Genomic DNA, 17,487 nt, shown 5'->3' on the forward strand with positions numbered 1-17,487 from the left:
CGTGGATCTATGGGAGGCGAAATCGAACTGGCGGAGAGTCCGCCTTCAATGTTTCAAACCGATATCCAGCTTGTTGAAGTGCTTCAATAATCGCCGGCATTTGCTCTAGCGTCATCTCTTTGGTTCCAGTATTGTGAAACAAAATCACTGGTTGATCGAAATTTTTGCTGTCGTTGACCGCATGCTGATAAATCTGCTGTGCAGTGATTCCCACCGTAGCATCCCCTGAATCCACATTCCAATCGAAGTAAGCATACCCTCTTCGGTTCATCTCCGTGATGATTGCTTTCGCCGTATCCCGATTATAGGCGTTTACACTTCCCCCGCAAAGCGATAGATCGGTGTATCCACACCGGTTTCCTCCAAGATCAATTGATGAATCCTTGCAAAATCCGATAGAAAAGCATCCACGGAGGCATAGATCTTCTGGTAATCGTGCGAATAGCTATGTACGCCAATCGCATGACCTCGCTGGACAATCTCGCGCATAGCCTTCCGGTCTTCTTCTCCTGTTTTTCCAACCAAAAAGAACGTCGCTTTGACGCCGTAGCGATCCAGTACATCCAACAGAGGAAGCGTCAAATTGGATGGGCCGTCGTCAAAAGTCAAGTAAGCCACCTTTTCTTTTGGCTTGACATCCTGTGGAGAAACGCTTGCCGTATATAGCAATGGATAGGGGTCATTTGGCAGAGCATTTTCTTCCGAAGCTGTCTCAACGGTCCACTCTGGTCGAGCCGAAAGTGCTCCTTTTATTTCAATTTGGCCGGCAATCGCAGGCAAAGAAGGGACTTCTTCTGTTCGAAGCGCCTGTGAAAGTGGAAAACAAGTGCTGGAAAAAAGGGTAAAAAGCAACAAAGTTGCCAGGATGGGGATCGCTCTTTCTCCTGAACGTTTTTTGAAGTGTTTTGCTCGCCGCATCTGAAGTCCTCCTTTCATCGATTGAGATCGATCTTTTCTCTTCTTCATTATAGCAATCTTACGAATAAAACGGCAGTTAAAGTTTCGTAATCCACGGTTACAACCGTTTTTCATTCGGAAAACAGAAGTCCTTGCGAAACCCAAAATGGTAGAATATAATAAAGACAATATGCAAAGGAGGAGTTTCTCATGATCTTAAACCATACAGTAGAGGCATTGATGGAGCGCCGCTCGATTCGATCGTATCGGAGTGAACAGATCAGCGAAGAAGAGCTAACCGATGTTCTAAAAGCAGGAAAATATGCGCCATCTGCAATGGGCCGGCAAGCCCGCCATTTCACTGTCATTCAAAATAAAGGACTCTTATCGGACATTTGTGCAGCTATGCAAGGCGCCATAGAGGACCCTTTTTATGGCGCGCCCACTGTCATCGTGCTTTCCGCACCGGCAGATGCACGCTTCGCTCCGGAGGATACCAGCTGCGCCATTATGAATCTCATGCTAGCCGCACATTCTTACGGCTTGGGAACCTGCTTTATCGGTTGTGTACGCGACATCCTTCGGGAACCTGCTTTCCAGTCCCGGTTAAAACTGCCGGAAGGATACATTCCTTATAGCTGCATCACTTTGGGTTATCCCAAGGAACACGCAGAACCTCCTGTACCGCGTCGTACGGACGATGTCTCCTATGTGCGTTGAATCCATATTTAATGAAAAAACGGCATCTGCTATCTCTACATTTTTGCAGAGGAGCAGATGCCGCTTTTGCTTTTAATAAGACTTATGTGAATCTTCCAAAACTTTTTCAGCACATCGAATCCCATCCACCGCAGCGGATATGATACCGCCTGCGTATCCAGCTCCTTCTCCACAGGGATACAACCCCGCCGCCGCAGGGGATTCGTACGACTCTCCCCGCAGGATGCGAACCGGGGACGAGCTTCGGCTCTCCACCGCGGTCAGCAGTGCATCGGGATACGAAAACCCATGTAAGTAACGTTCCATCTGCACAATTCCCTGGCGCATCGCATCCGATAGCTCTGCCGGAAAACACTCTGCTATGGAACATGGAGTCACCCCCGGCCGGTAAGTTGGTTGTACATCTCCAAGCCGTTTGGACGCCCGTCCCTTTAAAAAGTCCTCCACGCGTTGCACCGGTGCCGCGTAACCGCCACCACCCAACCGGTAAGCCTTTTCTTCCAACTCGCGTTGAAACACCATCCCGGCCAACGGGCTATCTGAGCCAAAGTCCTCCGGACCAATTCCGACCAACAAAGCTGCGTTGGCATTTTTACCATCACGCGCAAAATTACTCATTCCGTTGGTCACCACTCGTCCCTCTTCACTGGCTGCTGCCACAACCTGTCCACCGGGGCACATGCAAAATGTATATCCCCCCGGCCATTGGGAAGATGAACCGCTAATTTGTAATCCGCCGCTCCCAAGGCAGGATGCTGGGAAAACCGGCCATATTGTGCCCGATTGATGACCTCTTGTGGATGTTCGATTCGGGCTCCCACCGAAAATGGCTTTGGCGTCATCGGAATTCCATGTTGCTCCAACATAACAAACGTATCGCGAGCGCTGTGTCCGATCGCAAGTATGACATGGCTGGCCTCCAAGATATAAGAGTTCCCTCCAGCTGGATGGACACGAATCCCTTTTATGCGCCCATCCTTACAAACCAGCGCATCCATGGTAGAAGCAAACCGCACTTCTCCCCCCAACGCGCAGATGGTCTCCCGAATCTTTTTAACCGTGTGTGGAAGCCGGTCTGTCCCAACATGTGGCTTAGCCATATAGAGAATCTCCTCTGGCGCACCTGCTTGAACTAGCTCTTCCAAGACTTTCCGGGCGCGGGGATCCTTTGTCCCTGTGTTCAACTTTCCGTCTGAAAAAGTCCCTGCGCCGCCTTCACCAAACTGGACGTTGCTTTGCTGATCCAATATCCCTTCGCGCCAAAACCGCTCTACCGCTTCGCTGCGCTTTTCCACGGATTGCCCACGCTCTAAAACAATCGGGCACTGTCCGGCTTGCGCTAGAAGCAAAGCTGCAAAGAGACCGGCTGGCCCAAGCCCCACGACAACCGGCCGTATTGGAAGCGGCCGGCTGGCTGGTATTGTGTAATGATAAGGAACCGCTTCTGCGACTTTGCGGTCTCCCCGAATCCGTGCACGATTGCACACGCATTCTACGGTGTATGTAAAATGGACATCATCCTTTTTGCGTGCATCCACGGATTTCTTTCGCAAAGTCAAATGATGGACTTCCCCCGGCGAAACCCCCAACCGTTTCGCTGCAAGATTCGTCAAGTCCTCGATGGTTCCATCGAGCGGCAGCGATAGATCTGAAATTCGGTATAGCATTGCTTTATCCCTCCGATATACCGTTCTGCAGGGAATGTGCACTGGCGCGCCCTGCGGCCATTCCGGTGCTCCAAGCCCAATGAAGGTTGTATCCACCGCAGTCTCCGTCCACATTGAGCAATTCCCCTGCTAGGTAGAGCCCCCTACACGTTCTCGATTCCATCGTCCGGCAATCCACTTCTCCCAATGGTACTCCGCCGGCCGTGACCTGCGCACTGTCCCACGACAGCAAACCCAAAACAGGAAATCGAAAACATTTTATCATCCGGCTCACCGCTGTAAGCTGTCCCTTTGAAAAGTGAGCGGCCGCTTTGGGCGTCTGCGGAAGGGCCGTGCGCAAAACCTCCCGCCCCACTGTACGGTTTAACAATCCTCCCAGCAGCTCGCCCCTGGAAGATCTGGCAACCGTTCGATCGTCCGGTATAGCATAGAAAGAATTTGTGATTCCGTATATTCCGGCATCAAATCCAGTCCCAACTCCACCGGTCCCATCTTCCGCTCCAAACATTCTCCTGCTTTGCGGGATAGTTCAAACATACAGATGCCGGACAGTCCGTGTTCTGTGAACTGAACCTCCCCCTTTGCCGTCTGCACCGGCCGGTGATTGACCAAAAGTGTCACCTCGGCCGAACTTCGCATCCCTTTTAAGGGTTTCGCCCTGCGCGGTTCGGTTCGAATCTGTACCAATGCCGGCCGCAAAGCGGTCACAGTATGCCCCAATGCTCGTAACATCCGATATCCGCTGTCATTTGCACCAAGCTGTGGATACGCAAGGCCGCCGGTCGCAAAAATCACCCGGGCTGCTTGCAGCCATTTCCCATCGCATTGTAGGCAGAAACCGCCTTTTTCCCTACGAACTTCCGTAACAGGCATCCCACACTGCACAACCACTCCACGCTGTTCCAGGTGGAGACGAAGAACTTCCAGAACGGAAGCTGCCTGCAATGAGTACGGATAGATGCGTCCCTCATCCAGTTCCCGGCAGAGCAATCCCAAATGTGCGAACTGCCCGATCACTTTCTCCGTGGGAAACCGTTTCAACAGTCCAGCAGCGCGGCTAACATCGCCGTGATAATGGGTAGGTGCTACAAACCGATTGCTCAAATTGCAGCGCCCGTTCCCTGTGGCGAGTAACTTTTTCCCCACACGTGCATTCCCCTCCAGGACGGACACACGGAGGCCGCCGTTCCCTGCTTCAGCAGCAGAAACGGCGGCCATCAAACCGGCGGCGCCTCCACCTAACACCACAATGTCATATCTCTCCATAAAATCCCCCTGCCTTACGGAAGAATTGCGCCCAAAAGGCCATAAGAAAGCACAACCATAATCACATCTGCGGTCAAGGTCCCCAACGTGATGGAAAGCATGGCGTGCTTAAAGCGCATATTGAGCAAAGCAGCGACTAAAGCTCCTGTCCAAGCGCCTGTTCCAGGCAATGGAATCGCAACAAATAGGAACAAACCAAAGGTTTTATATTTCTCGATGGATTTGCTTTTTTGCTCTGCTTTGGCTTCAATCCGGTGTACCAACTTGACAAAGCGCGTATTTTTCAGCCATTCCAAGATCTGGCGGATAAACAACAAGATAAATGGGATCGGCAGGATTGTTCCAACAAAACAAATGGTCATCGCCCTTAGCCAATCTACCCCCAATAAACTCGCCGCTAAAATGCCGCCGCGCAGCTCTGAGAATCGGCATCATGGACACCAGGAAAATAATCAGCTCCCGGGATGCAGAACTGCTAAATGTCTGTACGATTGCCTCAACAATGGAATCCATTTTGTTCCTCCAATTCTCACCAAACGCTTGTCCGCTGTGACTACCCAATTCCTTTCACAGACGAAGCAAATTTATCTTAGTATAAACCACTTTTAGCGATTCTGGCAACCTTTTTGATTGGTTTTAACAGAAATATCACAAATTAAAACCTGTTTTACAGAATAGAAAAGGGTGGGATGGCCACTTTGCCATCCCACCCTGTGTGATTTCTATGTAGCGTTTTGCAAATTAGTCTGCGAAATATCTCTTCAGCAGGCCATTGAAGCCAGCTCCATGACGGGCCTCGTCCTTAGCCATCTCATGAACCGTGTCATGGATTGCATCGTATCCCAGCTCCTTTGCGCGCTTTGCAATCTGCAGCTTCCCTTCGCATGCACCTGCCTCAGCCTCTGCACGCATCTGTACATTTTTCTTTGTGCTATTCATAACTACTTCACCCAACAGCTCGGCAAACTTTGCAGCATGCTCGGCCTCTTCAAATGCATATCTCTTAAATGCCTCTGCGACCTCCGGATAACCCTCGCGCTCTGCCTGACGGCTCATCGCAAGATACATGCCAACCTCTGTGCACTCGCCGTTGAAGTTCATGACCAAGCCATCGTAGACTTCCTTGTCGATGCCCTGTGCAACGCCGACTTCATGCTCGCAAGCAAAAGAAGCGCCTTCCTTTTTCTCGATAAACTTCTCTCTCGGAGCCTTGCACTGGGGGCAAAACTCTGGAGCCTGCTCGCCTTCATACACGTAGCCACATACAGAACACACAAATTTTTTCATGATTGGTTCCTCCATACAGATAAAAATTATTAGGAAAGACTTTCTTGTCTTTTCATGCAATCGGAACATGTGCCACGAAACACAACTTCGCAGCTTTCTACCAACAGTCCATTCTCCTTAGCCACTTGTTTGCTCACCCGGGGACCGACAAACTCCCCTGGAATATCGGTTACAGCACCACATTTTGTGCAAATAAAATGTGTATGTGGACGGACATCTCCATCAAAGCGCTCCTGTCCATTGACAACGCCAACGCTGTTGATAATCCCGTCACTCTTAAATTGAGCAATATTGCGATAAACCGTCCCTAAACTTAAATCCGGATATTGCGGTTTCAGTTGCTGATATACCCATTCCGCTGTAGGATGAATGGTTGCATTGCGGATGGTCATCAGAATCGCTTCTCGTTTACGGCTGAAGTTTTGTCGCTTTTCCATGGAAACATCGGCACCTTCCTTCATTTCAGAATGTGTCAGATCATAATTGATAACAATTCCTATTACTGGATGTAATCATAGCATAAGGAAACTGATTTGTAAAGAGGTCCTTCCAAATTTTTTACAACTTTTCCCTCTTATTGCTTTTTTCTTTGAAATTTTACAGAGATTGTTGCAGATAAATAACCAACAAAAAAGCAGACAGAGAGTTTCTTCTGCCTGCTCGTTCTAGGATTTATTTGTTTTCTCTCCTTGGCATGGAAAAGACATCCAGGAACTGTTTTGCCAAAACACCATATTCGTGATGCTCCAAGATGTAAGCTTTCCCACGGGCCCCCATCTTCTGTAACTCTTCCTTTGGAAGCTCTGCAAGCCGAACCGCTGCATCTGCGATGGCAGCACTATTTTCAGGTTCGATCGAAATACCGCAGGATGCATCCGCCACCATATCATTCCCCGCATCAATTGCGAAGATCACAGGCTTTCCGGCCATCATATAGTCCATCAGCTTATTGGGACTAACGCCAAACCGGAACAACGGTTGCCGTTGCAACCCCACATACAGGGCGTCAAATTGCGCCAAAAGCTCTGGAACCGCGTCGCGTTTAACCGCCGGCAAAAGCTCAACATTCTCTTCCAAATGAAGATCTTGAACTTTCTGTACCAAGCGGTCCCGTTCCGGCCCCTGTCCCACCAAAATCAGTTTGATCTTTTTTCCCTGTAACGCCTTTTCCCGCTTCGATGAAGCTGTCCAACCCGTTGGCAATTCCATGCGCGCCTGTATAGCCAATCAGGAACCAGCCATCACGGCGATACTGTCCCAACTTATCCGCATAAACCGGTGGATTCCCCGGGGACTTCTCCCAATCCTCCTTTACAATCCCATTGGGAATGTAAACGAATTTTCCATCGGCCAAACCATGCTCTTTCATATGCCCCTCTGCACAGGGCAACAAGGACACCACATAGTCACTATGTTTATAGCAGTAGTTCTCTGCCATTTGCATCAAAACAATATAAGGATGCCGCGGGCTCATTCCTCCAAGCTCAATCGGGCTAAGTGGCCAAAGATCATGCACCTCATAAATTAGAAGGGCGCCGGATTCCCTGGCAATCTTTCTGGCAGGATAGATGTCCAGCGGATAGGTAGAGGAAGCAATCACAGCATCCGGCTTTCCCTGAGCTGTGATCTGTGCGCGGTATTTTTTTAAACCACGCAAGAAGGAGAGCATATTTTTAATGCGCCCCAGGCCGTTTCCCTGATAAGAGGGCCCTTCAAGCCACAGGTATCGAACCCCATTGTACAGCTCTTCCATCGTTTTTTTTCCCTGCATATCGGGATTTTTGGTCCGCAGATGGGAGTACGAACTTGCTACAATCGTGACATGATGTCCGGCCTCCACCCAGCGTTTTGCCATGAAATATGGCCGGTATTCCATCCATGCTTATCCGAACCAGCGTAATGGTTGATATAGACGATATTCAAAGGACACTCACTCCGTCTCTTTTTTCAATGCCTCTGCGATCTTCTGACTGGCTTTACCATCGCCAAACGGCAGCTTTCCACGAGCAGCCGGATCGGGAACCGTGTGCAGTGCTTTCTCTAAGATATCCTCAGTCGTTAGGTCCGCAAGCACATTCCAATTGCCGTCCAACGTCTCGACCCATTCCGTTTCCTTGCGCAGAGTGACGCATGGTACTTCCATAAACCAAGCTTCCTTTTGCAGGCCGCCGGAGTCGGTCAATACCTGACAAGCATTGGAAGTCAACAAGAGCATCTCCAAATATCCAACCGGATCAATCAACTGGATGTTATGGAAGCCTTCTTGTGCAATCGCCTGTTCGGCCAACTTGCGTGTACGCGGATGAATTGGAATCACCACACGCTGCGGCAACTGCTCAAATGCGCGAAAAATACGTACAATCGCATCCACACCGCCATCCGTCGTCTCTGCCCGGTGCAGGGTGGCTAAGCGATACTGCTTTGGAGAAATTTCCAATGTATTCAGCAGAGCCATTTTATCCGGATTGTTGCGGGCTACTTCCAGAAAATGCAGTACCGAATCCAACATCACGTCGCCGGTAATCTGCACCCCCTTCGTGAGCCCTTCCTTTTTTAAATTATCCACGGCTGTCTGCGTCGGACAGAACAACCACTGCGAAATATGGTCGGTCAGAACACGGTTCTGTTCTTCCGGCATACGCATATTGTACGAGCGCAGCCCCGCCTCTACATGAGCTACTCGGATATGTTGTTTTGAAGCCGCAAGCGCCCCTGCCAGTGTTGAATTGGTATCCCCATAGACCAGTAGAATATCGGGCTTTTCTTCCAACAACACATCTTCAATTTTCATCAGCATTTCGCCGGTCTGGTGGCCATGTGTGCCAGAGCCAACTCCCAAGTTATAGGCCGGCTTAGGGATTCCAAGCTCTTCAAAAAAGACATCGGACATATTGGGGTCGTAATGCTGACCGGTATGCACGATCTTTTCTTCACAAATCCCCTTCAATGCCTCTGAAACGACAGATGCCTTAATGAATTGCGGGCGGGCACCCACTACGGTTAGAATTTTCATCCCTTACCCCCTGTTCCAACGCACATCGGCATCTTGCATATCCAGTGTGGAAAACTGAAGGTCATCGAATTGGACAGGCTTTCCGGTCTTCTGGGACTTATAGGCCGCCAAAATGATTTTCATCGCTTTTATGGCCTCTGTGCCGCTCACCAGTGGGTCCACGCCATTGTGAATGGCCTGAATATAGTTCGCATAAAGGGGTGTATGTCCACTTCCATAGACATCCTTTGGATCGTTTCCCGCAAGCTGCGCCACTTCTTCATCCTGTGGAGCTGGGGTCTCAAAGTTCCAGGTCTGCACACGGTTCACTGCCAGACCACCGATAACTGCAGTGCCAGTCCCTCCAAAGATGGAGAGCGTCTCTTCCAGATTCTTTGGGTACACACAGGCAGTTCCTTCTACAATGCCAATAGCTCCATTTTTAAAACGAATCAAAATTGCTCCAAAGTCCTCTGCCTGAATATCGCGCAGGAAATTCCCTGTCATAGCCATAACCGTATCCGGTTCCCCGCCAAGGCTCCATTGAAGTAGGTCAATGTTGTGAATACACTGGTTCATCAGCGTTCCGCCGTCCTGCGCCCAAGTGCCACGCCAAGGCGCCTGCTCATAGTACGGCATCGTACGGTTCCAGAGAATACGCGCTGTGCCGTTGACCAGCTTTCCAAAACGGCCATCCTCCAGTGCTCGATGCAGCTGCTGAATGGGCGCATTGAAACGGTTTTGGTGGCATACCCCCAACGTAACGCCGTTTGCCTTTGCCTCTGCAATCATCTCATCTGCATCCGCGGTGGAGAGCGCCATCGGTTTTTCTACCAAAACATGTTTGCCGTGCCGTATGCAGTAAAGGGCAATTTCTGCATGATAACCGCTCTCTGTAGCAATTGCGCAACAGTCGATCTCCATCTCTTCCAACATGGTTTTATAATCCCCATAAACGGCCGGCCGAACACCCATCAGCTCTTCATACTGGGCAGCCTTCTGTTGCGCACGTTCCGTCACCGGGTCGCAAACTGCAACCAATTCGCAGATTTCCGAATTCTCCGCAGAAGCAACAATGTGATTTTTCGAAATACGGCCGCATCCAATCAAGGCAAAACGAAGTTTCTTCATTTTTCATATTCTCTCCTATTTGCATTTTTTTAAGCAGGTTCAGGGACAGGATGCCGTCCTGCACAGGCTCCTGCGTCAGTTGGAAAAATTCCCCCGTCGCAGAACGGGGGAATTTTGCTGGTTTAAAACCTTACAGCAGCTCGATGTTGGAACGATCTTTGACGTTCTTCATCGCATTGCGCGTATCAAAAATCTCTTTGCTGCACTTCTGAATCCGGTCATAATCAAAGCACTCATGTGCTGTACAAATGATGACAATATCCGCCTCTTTCAGCATATCATCTGTCAACTCCTTGGCACCAGTATGCACCATACCCTTGTGCTTATACTCCGGGATATACGGATCATAGAACGTCGTGACTGCTCCCTGTTCATTCAAGCGGTCAATGACATTTAACGCCGGACTTTCACGGTAATCGTCGATGTCCGACTTGTACGCCACACCGAGAACGAGCACTTTTGCGCCGTTCATAGCGATCTTATTTTTATTGAGCACCTTCATCGCACGGTCAACCACATACTCCGGCATGCCCGTATTGATTTCTCCCGACGTCTCAATCAGGCGGGTGTGATAGTCATATTCGCGCGCCTTCCACGCCAGATAAAACGGGTCCAACGGGATGCAGTGCCCGCCGAGCCCCGGACCTGGATAAAATGCCTGGAATCCATACGGTTTTGTCTTTGCCGCATCGATCACTTCCCACACATTGATCCCCATACGATCACAGATAATCGCCATCTCATTGGCCAAACCGATGTTGATGTTGCGATAGGTATTTTCCAAAAGCTTCTCCATCTCTGCCACAGCCGGAGAAGAAACCTCATAGACGCCGCCTTCAAGGACGTTGCGGTACAAAGTAGCCGCCACTTCAGTGGAGTCCTTACCCACACCGCCGATCACCTTCGGCGTATTTTTAGTTTTATACTGCTTATTGCCCGGGTCCACACGTTCCGGAGAAAATGCGAGATAAAAATCCTCTGTACATTTCAGTCCGCTGGCCTCCAAGATGGGCATCAACAGCTCTTCTGTTGTTCCCGGGTAGGTGGTGGACTCCAAAACCACAACCATGCCAGCATGTAGGTACTTAGCCACGGATTCTGTAGAACCCTTTACATAGCTGATGTCCGGCTGCTGATACTTGTCCAGCGGGGTCGGCACACAAATGGCCACTGCATCTACATCTTTAATAAAGGAGAAATCCGATGTGGCCGAAAGCTTTCCAGACTCCACAACCTCTTTGAAAACATCGTCCACAATGTCCCCAATGTAGTTATGGCCTGCATTGACTGAATTCACCTTCTTGTCCTGTACATCAAAGCCAATGGTCTTATAGCCGGATTTTGCAAACTCGGTTGCAAGGGGCAACCCCACATATCCCAAGCCCACAATGCCGACCACTGCGGTTTTATTTGCGATTTTATCCAGCAGCTGCTTTTTTACATCAGACATCTTTCATACCTACCTTATTCTAATTTTATTGTTTCTCAAAGGCTTTTGATTGTATCACAGATAAAGTCGACCTGTTCCTGCGTCAGATAACCGTGCATTGGCAAGCTAAATACGCGCTCGCACAGTGCTTCACAAACCGGCAAGTCTCCCTTTTGATAGCCCAATGGTTCATATACCTTTTGAAGATGGAGCGGAATCGGATAATAAATCATCGTTGGAATTCCCTGCTCCTTCAGCTCTTTCATGATGGCGTCCCGATGTGCGCCGTCCCTTGCCTGAACTGTATAATATCCAAAGCTAGAAAAATAGCCGTCCAATACCGCCTGAGGCTCTACAATCCCTTCCAACTGCTCGGAATAGCGCGCGGCCATCCGATTCCGGACGGTTATCTCCTCATCCAAAGCCCGGAGTTTCGGCAGCAGAATTGCCGCCTGCATCGTATCCAAGCGTGCATTTAGGCCAAGACGTATATTTTCATACTTATCAGAGCCTTTTCCGTGCACACGGATGGAAAGCAGCTTTTGATACATCTCCTCATCGTCCGTAAATATCGCGCCGCCGTCGCCGTAACACCCCAGAACTTTCGCCGGGAAAAAGCTGGTAGCTGAAACATCGCCAAAGCAACATGCGCGTTTGCCCTGGATAGCGCCGCCAAATCCCTGTGCGGCATCCTCCATCAATAAAAGATGGTACTCCCGGCAGATTTCTTCGATTCTTGGGAATTCCGCGGGCTCACCAAACAGGTCCACCGGAATCACAGCTTTCGGGGTAAGCGTTCCCTCCCGCAGCACGCGCTCTACCTGCTCTTTTAAGGAATCCGGGTCCAGGTTGAACGTATGGGGATTGATGTCGCAGAATACCGGAGTCGCACCGGTCAAACTAACCACTTCTGCCGTAGCAAAAAACGTAAAGCCCGGCACGAATACGGCGTCACCCTCATGAATGTCCCACGCCATCAGGGGCATCAACAACGCATCGGTTCCGCTGGACACCGTCACACAGTATTTCCGTCCCGTATAAGCACAGAGCGCTTGTTCCAGTTCTCCCACCTGGGGTCCAGAGATAAAATGACACCCTTTAATCACGGAGGCAATTCCCGCGTCTATTTCTTCTTTTAAATGTGCATATTGCGCTTCCAAATCATTAAAAGCAATTTTTTGCATTTATTTGACTTCCTCCTCAAGGCCCTCTGCACCCTCGCGATAATTTCTACCGCATTTGGGGCAGTGGAGCGATTGATCCAACGTTTCTCCGCATTCACAAGCCCATCCATGTTGCCTTGCCGGGACACCCATCATAATGGCATGGTCGGGCACATCCTTTGTGACCACACTTCCAGCAGCAATAAATGCATGCCGGCCAATCCGATGGCCACATACAATGGTTGCGTTTGCGCCGATACTAGCGCCTTCACACACAGGCGTCCGCACATAGAACTGATGCCCGGATTGCGGATATTTGCAACGAGGCCGCTGCACATTGGTAAAGACCATGGACGGCCCGCAAAATACGTAGTCGCCCAGTTCGACGCCATCGTATACGGAGACATTGTTTTGAATCTTACAGAAGTTTCCAATTCTTACCCCCGGGTGCAACAAAGACATTCTGCCCCATCGTGCAATTCTTCCCAATGGAGGCGTCCTGACTGATATGGCAAAAATGCCAGATCTTTGTTCCCTCGCCGATCTGCACATTTGTGTCTACACATGCACTCGGATGAACAAAAAATGTGTCGTTTGCGGTATGTCTCCACGAACAAGCCCCATTCCTTATCAGCGGAAAGAACACGCCGTTTTTTCCTATTTTACCCGATTCTTCCCGCCATTTATTCCCTAACATTATAGCTCGAAGGCCCTTTTTAGTCAATCTTTCGCCATGGAATTAGTGTTGACAATAGGTATCAATCGTATTATGATTTACACGTAATTATTAGTAAAACCGCATATTGGGCGTAAAATACTCTTGTGTGGCTGTGCGGCCGCAGCAAATTTGCAAGGAACTCCCATCCAGGTTGCACGTTATATGGTATGCCCATATTTTGTGAGAAAAAGAGGCAATTGATTCATGAGTGATTTTCAGAAAAGGGACGATTTTATCCCTTATAATGTACCGGACATTACCGATGCGGAAATCAACGAAGTTGTAGAAACCCTGAAATCCGGTTGGGTTGCAAAAGGCCCTCGAACCAACCGTTTTGAACAGGAATTTGCCGGTTATCTCGGTGCAAAGCACGCCATTGCTATGAACTCCTGTACAGCGGCACTGCATATTTCGCTGCTTGCAAAAGGGATTGGTCCAGGCGACGAAGTGATTACAACTCCAATGACATTCGCTTCCACCGCGAGCACCATTATCCACACGGGCGCTACCCCTGTATTTGCAGATATTGATTATCGGACTGGTTGCATCAATCCAGACGAGATTGAAAAAAAAGTTACTTCCCGGACGAAAGCCATTGTTCCTGTACATTACAGTGGGCAGGTATGCGATTGGACCGTATCTATGCCATTGCCGATAAACACGGCTTGTATGTAAGCGAAGATGCAGCGCATGCGCTTTGGAGCCGCTATAAGGGACGCTTGATCGGCAATCGGTTGCAGGGAGCCGCTTCCTACAGTTTTTACGCAACAAAAAATCTGTGTACAGGCGACGGTGGAATGCTTGTCACCGATAGCGATGAAATTGATGCAAAAGCGCGCGTCCTTGCCGGCCAGGGGATGAGCCATAATGCATGGAATCGCTATGCAAAAGGCGGTTCTTGGCGATATGATATTGCAGAGCCGGGTTTTAAATATAATATGTTCGACATTCAAGCCGCTCTGGGGTTGGTGCAGCTTTCCCGATTGGAGGAAATGCAGGCCGCGCGTCTGAAGATCGCCGCTAAATATCAGGAAGCGTTTGGAAAGATTGACGCTTTAGACCCGCCTTTCGTCCCGGACTACGCCACACATTGTTGGCATCTGTATGTGCTTCGCATTGTTCCCGAGCTTTTGGCCATTGATCGCGACCAATTCATCATAGAACTCAATGAACGAAATGTCGGCACCAGTGTCCACTTCATTCCGGTTCACAATATGTCCGCCTATAAGAAGCGTTTTGGCTTTGCTGACAGTGATTTTCCGATGGCACAAAAGCACTTCGAACGATTGATTTCTCTTCCGCTTTATCCCACCATGACGGACGAGCAGGTACAATACGTGATTGACGCTGTGACGGACATTGTGGAAAAATATCACAAGTGATAAAGGCGTTGAAAGGCGTTATTAAATCTTTGATTTAGCATACGCTTTGACGCTTAAAGATCACAAAATAATCAAGCTATGAAAAGCGCACCTTGAGATATTGGCTGTAAAAGGCCAATCCAAGGTGCGCTTTTGTCAAACGATCTTTTAATCGAGCTATACGGCTTTCAATCCAATCCTACTTTTTCCCATCCTTCTACATCGGGAAATCGACGCTTTTCCGATTTGTTTTTGGATTGTTCTATCATTTTTAAAAAGAGTCTATGAAAAGTAAGGTTTCTGGTCAGTTCCGGATGAAACGAAACGCCGATCTGATTTTTGTATCGCACACCGACGGTCTTTCCGTCAACGGTTGCCAAAACTTCTACATCTGCTCCAATCGATTCAATAGATGGCGCTCGGATGAAAACCATAGGAAATGCTTCATGGCCATCTATCTGCCCAATCTTTAAAAAACTTCCCAACTGCCGCCCATAAGCATTCCGCCGTACTGTGACCGGCAACGTACCAAAATACGTATGCGAATCATTAGAAAGTGTTTCCGCCAACAAGATCAATCCAGCGCAGGTCCCCAATACAGGCAACCCCTGTACTATTTGCTTGTGCAGTGGTTCAAAGAGCCCCAGTTCCTGCAACAACTTTCCCATAACGGTACTCTCTCCACCTGGAAGAACGAGTCCATCCAAAGGCTGGCTTACATCTTCTTTTCGTCGGATCTCAAAAGTCTCTACATCCAATTTTCGCAACATCTGTTCATGTTCTATAAATGCCCCTTGTACGGCTAAAACACCGATTCGCATGGGTCATTTTCCCCTCTCTGCCATTAGAATCTCAATCTCCTGTTCGTTGATACCAACCATGGCTTCTCCCAGATCTTCGGAAAGCTCGGCCAAAGGGAAGCATCCATATAATTTGTAACCGATTTAACAATGGCAGCGGCCCTTTTTTCTGGATTTCCAGACTTAAAGATTCCAGAGCCTACAAATACTCCTTCTGCGCCAAGTTGCATCATGAGCGCCGCATCAGCTGGGGTTGCCACACCTCCCGCTGCAAAATTGACAACCGGAAGTTTTCGATTCTCATGGACATATTGTACCAATTCGTATGGAACACGCAGTTCTTTTGCCGCCTCATAGAGCTCATCCGTACGCATAGCTGTCAATCTGGCAATTTCTGCATTCATTTTGCGCATATGGCGCACAGCCTGGACAATATCTCCTGTCCCTGGCTCCCCTTTTGTGCGAATCATCGAGGCTCCCTCGCTGATTCGACGAAGGGCTTCTCCCAAATCCCTTGCCCCACAGACAAACGGAACCTGAAACTTTGTTTTGTCTATGTGATAAACATCGTCTGCCGGAGAGAGAACCTCGCTTTCGTCAATATAATCGATCTCAATGGCTTGCAAAATCTGCGCCTCTGCAAAATGTCCGATCCGGCACTTTGCCATCACTGGTATCGACACAGCCTGCTGAATTCCTTTAATCATTTTTGGATCGCTCATACGAGAGACACCACCAGCTGCACGAATATCCGCTGGTATACGCTCCAAAGCCATAACAGCACAAGCACCTGCCGCCTCTGCGATCTTTGCCTGCTCCGGTGTTGTAACATCCATAATTACTCCGCCTTTGAGCATCTGGGCAAGCTGTTTGTTCAATTCGTAACGGTTATTTTGCATTTCAATGGCCTCCTATCCAGTTGATATTACAGGCCTCAACAAATTGATCCCTTCCAAGCCTGTATAAATGGGTATGTGTTTGCAACCACATTTCCCAATTGATCCGGCGCCAAAACACTCCATCCGATGGAACAAGGGCTTCCCCATGTTGTCTTTATTATAATCGCATCTGTATCTTTCACAATATCCAATTTTTGCAAATTTAACCAGGTCAGTTTTAAATCAAAAAGAGGGATGCCGCTTCTCGTGCAGCATCCCTTTCATAAAAAACGGATAAAATCAGCCGACAATTGCTTCGCCGTCAACAGTCCCTGTCAGACCTGCGGCATTTGCTTCGTCCGTGTCGATATGCACAGCCAAACCAGCCGTCTTGCTTACGCGAGCAATCACATCTCCAAAAATCAATGCACGGCCATTATAATCCAACTTGATTTGAATGGCTTGTCCATCTGTCACACCAAATGCCTTTGCATCATCTGGCGTAAAATGCGCGTGGCGTTTTGCAACGATCACACCTTTATCAACGGTGATCTCCCCTTTGGGACCGATGATTTTACACCCCGGCGTTCCCTCTAAATCGGCAGACATCCGCAGCGGCGCATCAATTCCCAAGGTACGGGTTTCCGTCTTTGAGACTTCAATCTGTGTCTCTGGACGGACCGGTCCCAAAATGGACATTTTCAGAGATCCCTTTGGACCAACTACTTCTACTTTTTCCACACAAGCAAACTGGCCAGGCTGGGACAATGCTTTCTTGGGAGTGAGGGCATAATCTTTTCCGAATAGAATATCCAAATGTTCCTGCGTCAAATGCACATGACGCGCGGACGTTTCCACCATAATTTTCATATCATCCATCTCCTAAATTCTATAAAATATGCGAATTGCTTAAAAGGGTAATTGGTTCTGGATTTATTGTACCGCAGGACGCAAGAAAATTCAACGGAATTCCCTTCTTTTCCTGGGGAATATTTCGTGTTATAATAACCTCACGCCGTAACCGGAAGCCGGCTTCGCCAGAGCTCGCCTCCTTCCGACGGCTGGAGAGCATTGAAACATCCGGCTTTGTGGCTTCGCAAATTTTCTCTTGGCACCTTTCCATTCTTCAAGCTTGGATGTTTTAGATAACCTCACGCTGTAACCGGAAGCCGGCTTTG

The 17,487-nt window shown here is 49.0% G+C and carries 17 protein-coding genes and 4 pseudogenes; 2 read left to right on the forward strand and 19 right to left on the reverse strand.

From position 1 onward, the window contains the following. Positions 1-7 precede the first annotated feature (7 nt). Entirely contained in the window at positions 8-271 is a 264-nt protein-coding gene (locus ACGCCZ_RS03330; RefSeq protein ID WP_411655289.1) for a hypothetical protein, read from the reverse strand. Between the two features lie 41 nt (positions 272-312). Beyond that, complete coding sequence (locus ACGCCZ_RS03335; protein WP_411655290.1) at positions 313-918, reverse strand: polysaccharide deacetylase family protein; 606 nt, start codon at positions 916-918, stop codon at positions 313-315. A 189-nt stretch (positions 919-1,107) separates the two neighbouring features. On the opposite strand from ACGCCZ_RS03335, the gene ACGCCZ_RS03340 reads away from it, so the two are divergent. Continuing rightward, positions 1,108-1,617: a nitroreductase family protein gene (locus ACGCCZ_RS03340; RefSeq protein WP_054323615.1), complete on the forward strand. Its 510-nt coding sequence runs from the start codon at positions 1,108-1,110 to the stop codon at positions 1,615-1,617. 72 nt (positions 1,618-1,689) lie between these two features. Here ACGCCZ_RS03340 and ACGCCZ_RS03345 read toward each other — a convergent pair. The 14 genes and pseudogenes from ACGCCZ_RS03345 to ACGCCZ_RS03410 all read right to left on the reverse strand — a co-directional run bounded on the left by ACGCCZ_RS03345 (position 1,690) and on the right by ACGCCZ_RS03410 (position 13,183). Beyond that, a pseudogene (locus tag ACGCCZ_RS03345) lies at positions 1,690-3,398 on the reverse strand (NAD(P)/FAD-dependent oxidoreductase). Then, positions 3,289-3,654 carry an NAD(P)/FAD-dependent oxidoreductase gene (locus ACGCCZ_RS03350; protein ID WP_411655291.1) on the reverse strand — a complete coding sequence of 122 codons (366 nt, stop codon included), beginning with the start codon at positions 3,652-3,654 and terminating at the stop codon, positions 3,289-3,291. Before ACGCCZ_RS03350 ends, ACGCCZ_RS03345 begins: the two are co-directional and overlap by 110 nt. Further along, on the reverse strand, positions 3,648-4,550 hold the full coding sequence (locus ACGCCZ_RS03355; RefSeq protein WP_411655292.1) for an aminoacetone oxidase family FAD-binding enzyme: 903 nt from the start codon (positions 4,548-4,550) through the stop codon (positions 3,648-3,650). Before ACGCCZ_RS03355 ends, ACGCCZ_RS03350 begins: the two co-directional genes overlap by 7 nt. Positions 4,551-4,564: 14 nt before the next feature. Beyond that, positions 4,565-4,912, reverse strand: coding sequence for a COG2426 family protein (locus ACGCCZ_RS03360; RefSeq protein WP_411655293.1), 348 nt, complete (start codon positions 4,910-4,912; stop codon positions 4,565-4,567). Continuing rightward, positions 4,797-5,063, reverse strand: coding sequence for a hypothetical protein (locus tag ACGCCZ_RS03365; protein WP_411655347.1), 267 nt, complete (start codon positions 5,061-5,063; stop codon positions 4,797-4,799). The genes ACGCCZ_RS03360 and ACGCCZ_RS03365 overlap by 116 nt, the downstream gene beginning before the upstream one ends. Positions 5,064-5,291: 228 nt before the next feature. Next, complete coding sequence (locus ACGCCZ_RS03370; protein ID WP_054323620.1) at positions 5,292-5,837, reverse strand: NADH peroxidase; 546 nt, start codon at positions 5,835-5,837, stop codon at positions 5,292-5,294. Between the two features lie 29 nt (positions 5,838-5,866). After that, positions 5,867-6,274: a Fur family transcriptional regulator gene (locus tag ACGCCZ_RS03375; RefSeq protein WP_054323714.1), complete on the reverse strand. Its 408-nt coding sequence runs from the start codon at positions 6,272-6,274 to the stop codon at positions 5,867-5,869. A gap of 235 nt (positions 6,275-6,509) precedes the next feature. Next, positions 6,510-6,968: a glycosyltransferase gene (locus ACGCCZ_RS03380; protein ID WP_411655341.1), complete on the reverse strand. Its 459-nt coding sequence runs from the start codon at positions 6,966-6,968 to the stop codon at positions 6,510-6,512. Next, positions 6,898-7,692 carry a glycosyltransferase family 4 protein gene (locus ACGCCZ_RS03385; RefSeq protein ID WP_411655294.1) on the reverse strand — a complete coding sequence of 265 codons (795 nt, stop codon included), beginning with the start codon at positions 7,690-7,692 and terminating at the stop codon, positions 6,898-6,900. Before ACGCCZ_RS03385 ends, ACGCCZ_RS03380 begins: the two co-directional genes overlap by 71 nt. Positions 7,693-7,767: 75 nt before the next feature. Continuing rightward, entirely contained in the window at positions 7,768-8,850 is a 1,083-nt protein-coding gene (wecB, locus tag ACGCCZ_RS03390; protein ID WP_054323621.1) for a non-hydrolyzing UDP-N-acetylglucosamine 2-epimerase, read from the reverse strand. 3 nt (positions 8,851-8,853) lie between these two features. Beyond that, positions 8,854-9,960 (reverse strand): Gfo/Idh/MocA family protein, encoded by a 1,107-nt coding sequence (locus ACGCCZ_RS03395; RefSeq protein WP_054323622.1) that lies wholly within the window; start codon positions 9,958-9,960, stop codon positions 8,854-8,856. Positions 9,961-10,090: 130 nt separating this feature from the next. Then, complete coding sequence (locus tag ACGCCZ_RS03400; RefSeq protein ID WP_054323623.1) at positions 10,091-11,410, reverse strand: nucleotide sugar dehydrogenase; 1,320 nt, start codon at positions 11,408-11,410, stop codon at positions 10,091-10,093. 35 nt (positions 11,411-11,445) lie between these two features. Next, positions 11,446-12,573: a DegT/DnrJ/EryC1/StrS family aminotransferase gene (locus ACGCCZ_RS03405; RefSeq protein WP_085531979.1), complete on the reverse strand. Its 1,128-nt coding sequence runs from the start codon at positions 12,571-12,573 to the stop codon at positions 11,446-11,448. Further along, positions 12,574-13,183, reverse strand: a pseudogene (locus tag ACGCCZ_RS03410) (acyltransferase). Between the two features lie 291 nt (positions 13,184-13,474). Between ACGCCZ_RS03410 and ACGCCZ_RS03415 the strand changes: the two are divergent. Then, positions 13,475-14,652, forward strand: a pseudogene (locus tag ACGCCZ_RS03415) (DegT/DnrJ/EryC1/StrS family aminotransferase). Positions 14,653-14,819: 167 nt separating this feature from the next. On the opposite strand, the gene pdxT reads toward ACGCCZ_RS03415, so the two are convergent. The 3 genes and pseudogenes from pdxT to ACGCCZ_RS03430 all read right to left on the reverse strand — a co-directional run bounded on the left by pdxT (position 14,820) and on the right by ACGCCZ_RS03430 (position 17,179). Next, positions 14,820-15,452: a pyridoxal 5'-phosphate synthase glutaminase subunit PdxT gene (gene pdxT / locus ACGCCZ_RS03420; RefSeq protein WP_411655295.1), complete on the reverse strand. Its 633-nt coding sequence runs from the start codon at positions 15,450-15,452 to the stop codon at positions 14,820-14,822. A gap of 3 nt (positions 15,453-15,455) precedes the next feature. Further along, a pseudogene (pdxS, locus tag ACGCCZ_RS03425) lies at positions 15,456-16,330 on the reverse strand (pyridoxal 5'-phosphate synthase lyase subunit PdxS). A gap of 279 nt (positions 16,331-16,609) precedes the next feature. After that, the gene (locus tag ACGCCZ_RS03430; RefSeq protein WP_054323628.1) at positions 16,610-17,179 is read right to left on the reverse strand and encodes a PduL/EutD family phosphate acyltransferase; all 570 of its coding nucleotides are present in this window, start codon (positions 17,177-17,179) and stop codon (positions 16,610-16,612) included. Positions 17,180-17,487 lie beyond the last annotated feature (308 nt).

Origin of the sequence: Anaeromassilibacillus sp. SJQ-1, assembly GCF_046693725.1 — a bacterium.
Lineage (GTDB): Bacteria > Bacillota > Clostridia > Oscillospirales > Acutalibacteraceae > Anaeromassilibacillus.

Excerpts from the sequence above, each read along its gene's own strand:
- ACGCCZ_RS03330 (WP_411655289.1), bottom strand. The coding sequence starts at position 271 with ATGAACCGAAGAGGGTATGCTTACTTCGATTGGAATGTGGATTCAGGG.
- ACGCCZ_RS03335 (WP_411655290.1), bottom strand. The coding sequence starts at position 918 with ATGCGGCGAGCAAAACACTTCAAAAAACGTTCAGGAGAAAGAGCGATC.
- ACGCCZ_RS03340 (WP_054323615.1), top strand. The coding sequence starts at position 1,108 with ATGATCTTAAACCATACAGTAGAGGCATTGATGGAGCGCCGCTCGATT.
- ACGCCZ_RS03355 (WP_411655292.1), bottom strand. The coding sequence starts at position 4,550 with ATGGAGAGATATGACATTGTGGTGTTAGGTGGAGGCGCCGCCGGTTTG.
- ACGCCZ_RS03360 (WP_411655293.1), bottom strand. The coding sequence starts at position 4,912 with ATGACCATTTGTTTTGTTGGAACAATCCTGCCGATCCCATTTATCTTG.
- ACGCCZ_RS03365 (WP_411655347.1), bottom strand. The coding sequence starts at position 5,063 with ATGGATTCCATTGTTGAGGCAATCGTACAGACATTTAGCAGTTCTGCA.
- ACGCCZ_RS03370 (WP_054323620.1), bottom strand. The coding sequence starts at position 5,837 with ATGAAAAAATTTGTGTGTTCTGTATGTGGCTACGTGTATGAAGGCGAG.
- ACGCCZ_RS03375 (WP_054323714.1), bottom strand. The coding sequence starts at position 6,274 with ATGGAAAAGCGACAAAACTTCAGCCGTAAACGAGAAGCGATTCTGATG.
- ACGCCZ_RS03385 (WP_411655294.1), bottom strand. The coding sequence starts at position 7,692 with ATGGCAAAACGCTGGGTGGAGGCCGGACATCATGTCACGATTGTAGCA.
- wecB (WP_054323621.1), bottom strand. The coding sequence starts at position 8,850 with ATGAAAATTCTAACCGTAGTGGGTGCCCGCCCGCAATTCATTAAGGCA.
- ACGCCZ_RS03395 (WP_054323622.1), bottom strand. The coding sequence starts at position 9,960 with ATGAAGAAACTTCGTTTTGCCTTGATTGGATGCGGCCGTATTTCGAAA.
- ACGCCZ_RS03400 (WP_054323623.1), bottom strand. The coding sequence starts at position 11,410 with ATGTCTGATGTAAAAAAGCAGCTGCTGGATAAAATCGCAAATAAAACC.
- ACGCCZ_RS03405 (WP_085531979.1), bottom strand. The coding sequence starts at position 12,573 with ATGCAAAAAATTGCTTTTAATGATTTGGAAGCGCAATATGCACATTTA.
- pdxT (WP_411655295.1), bottom strand. The coding sequence starts at position 15,452 with ATGCGAATCGGTGTTTTAGCCGTACAAGGGGCATTTATAGAACATGAA.
- ACGCCZ_RS03430 (WP_054323628.1), bottom strand. The coding sequence starts at position 17,179 with ATGAAAATTATGGTGGAAACGTCCGCGCGTCATGTGCATTTGACGCAG.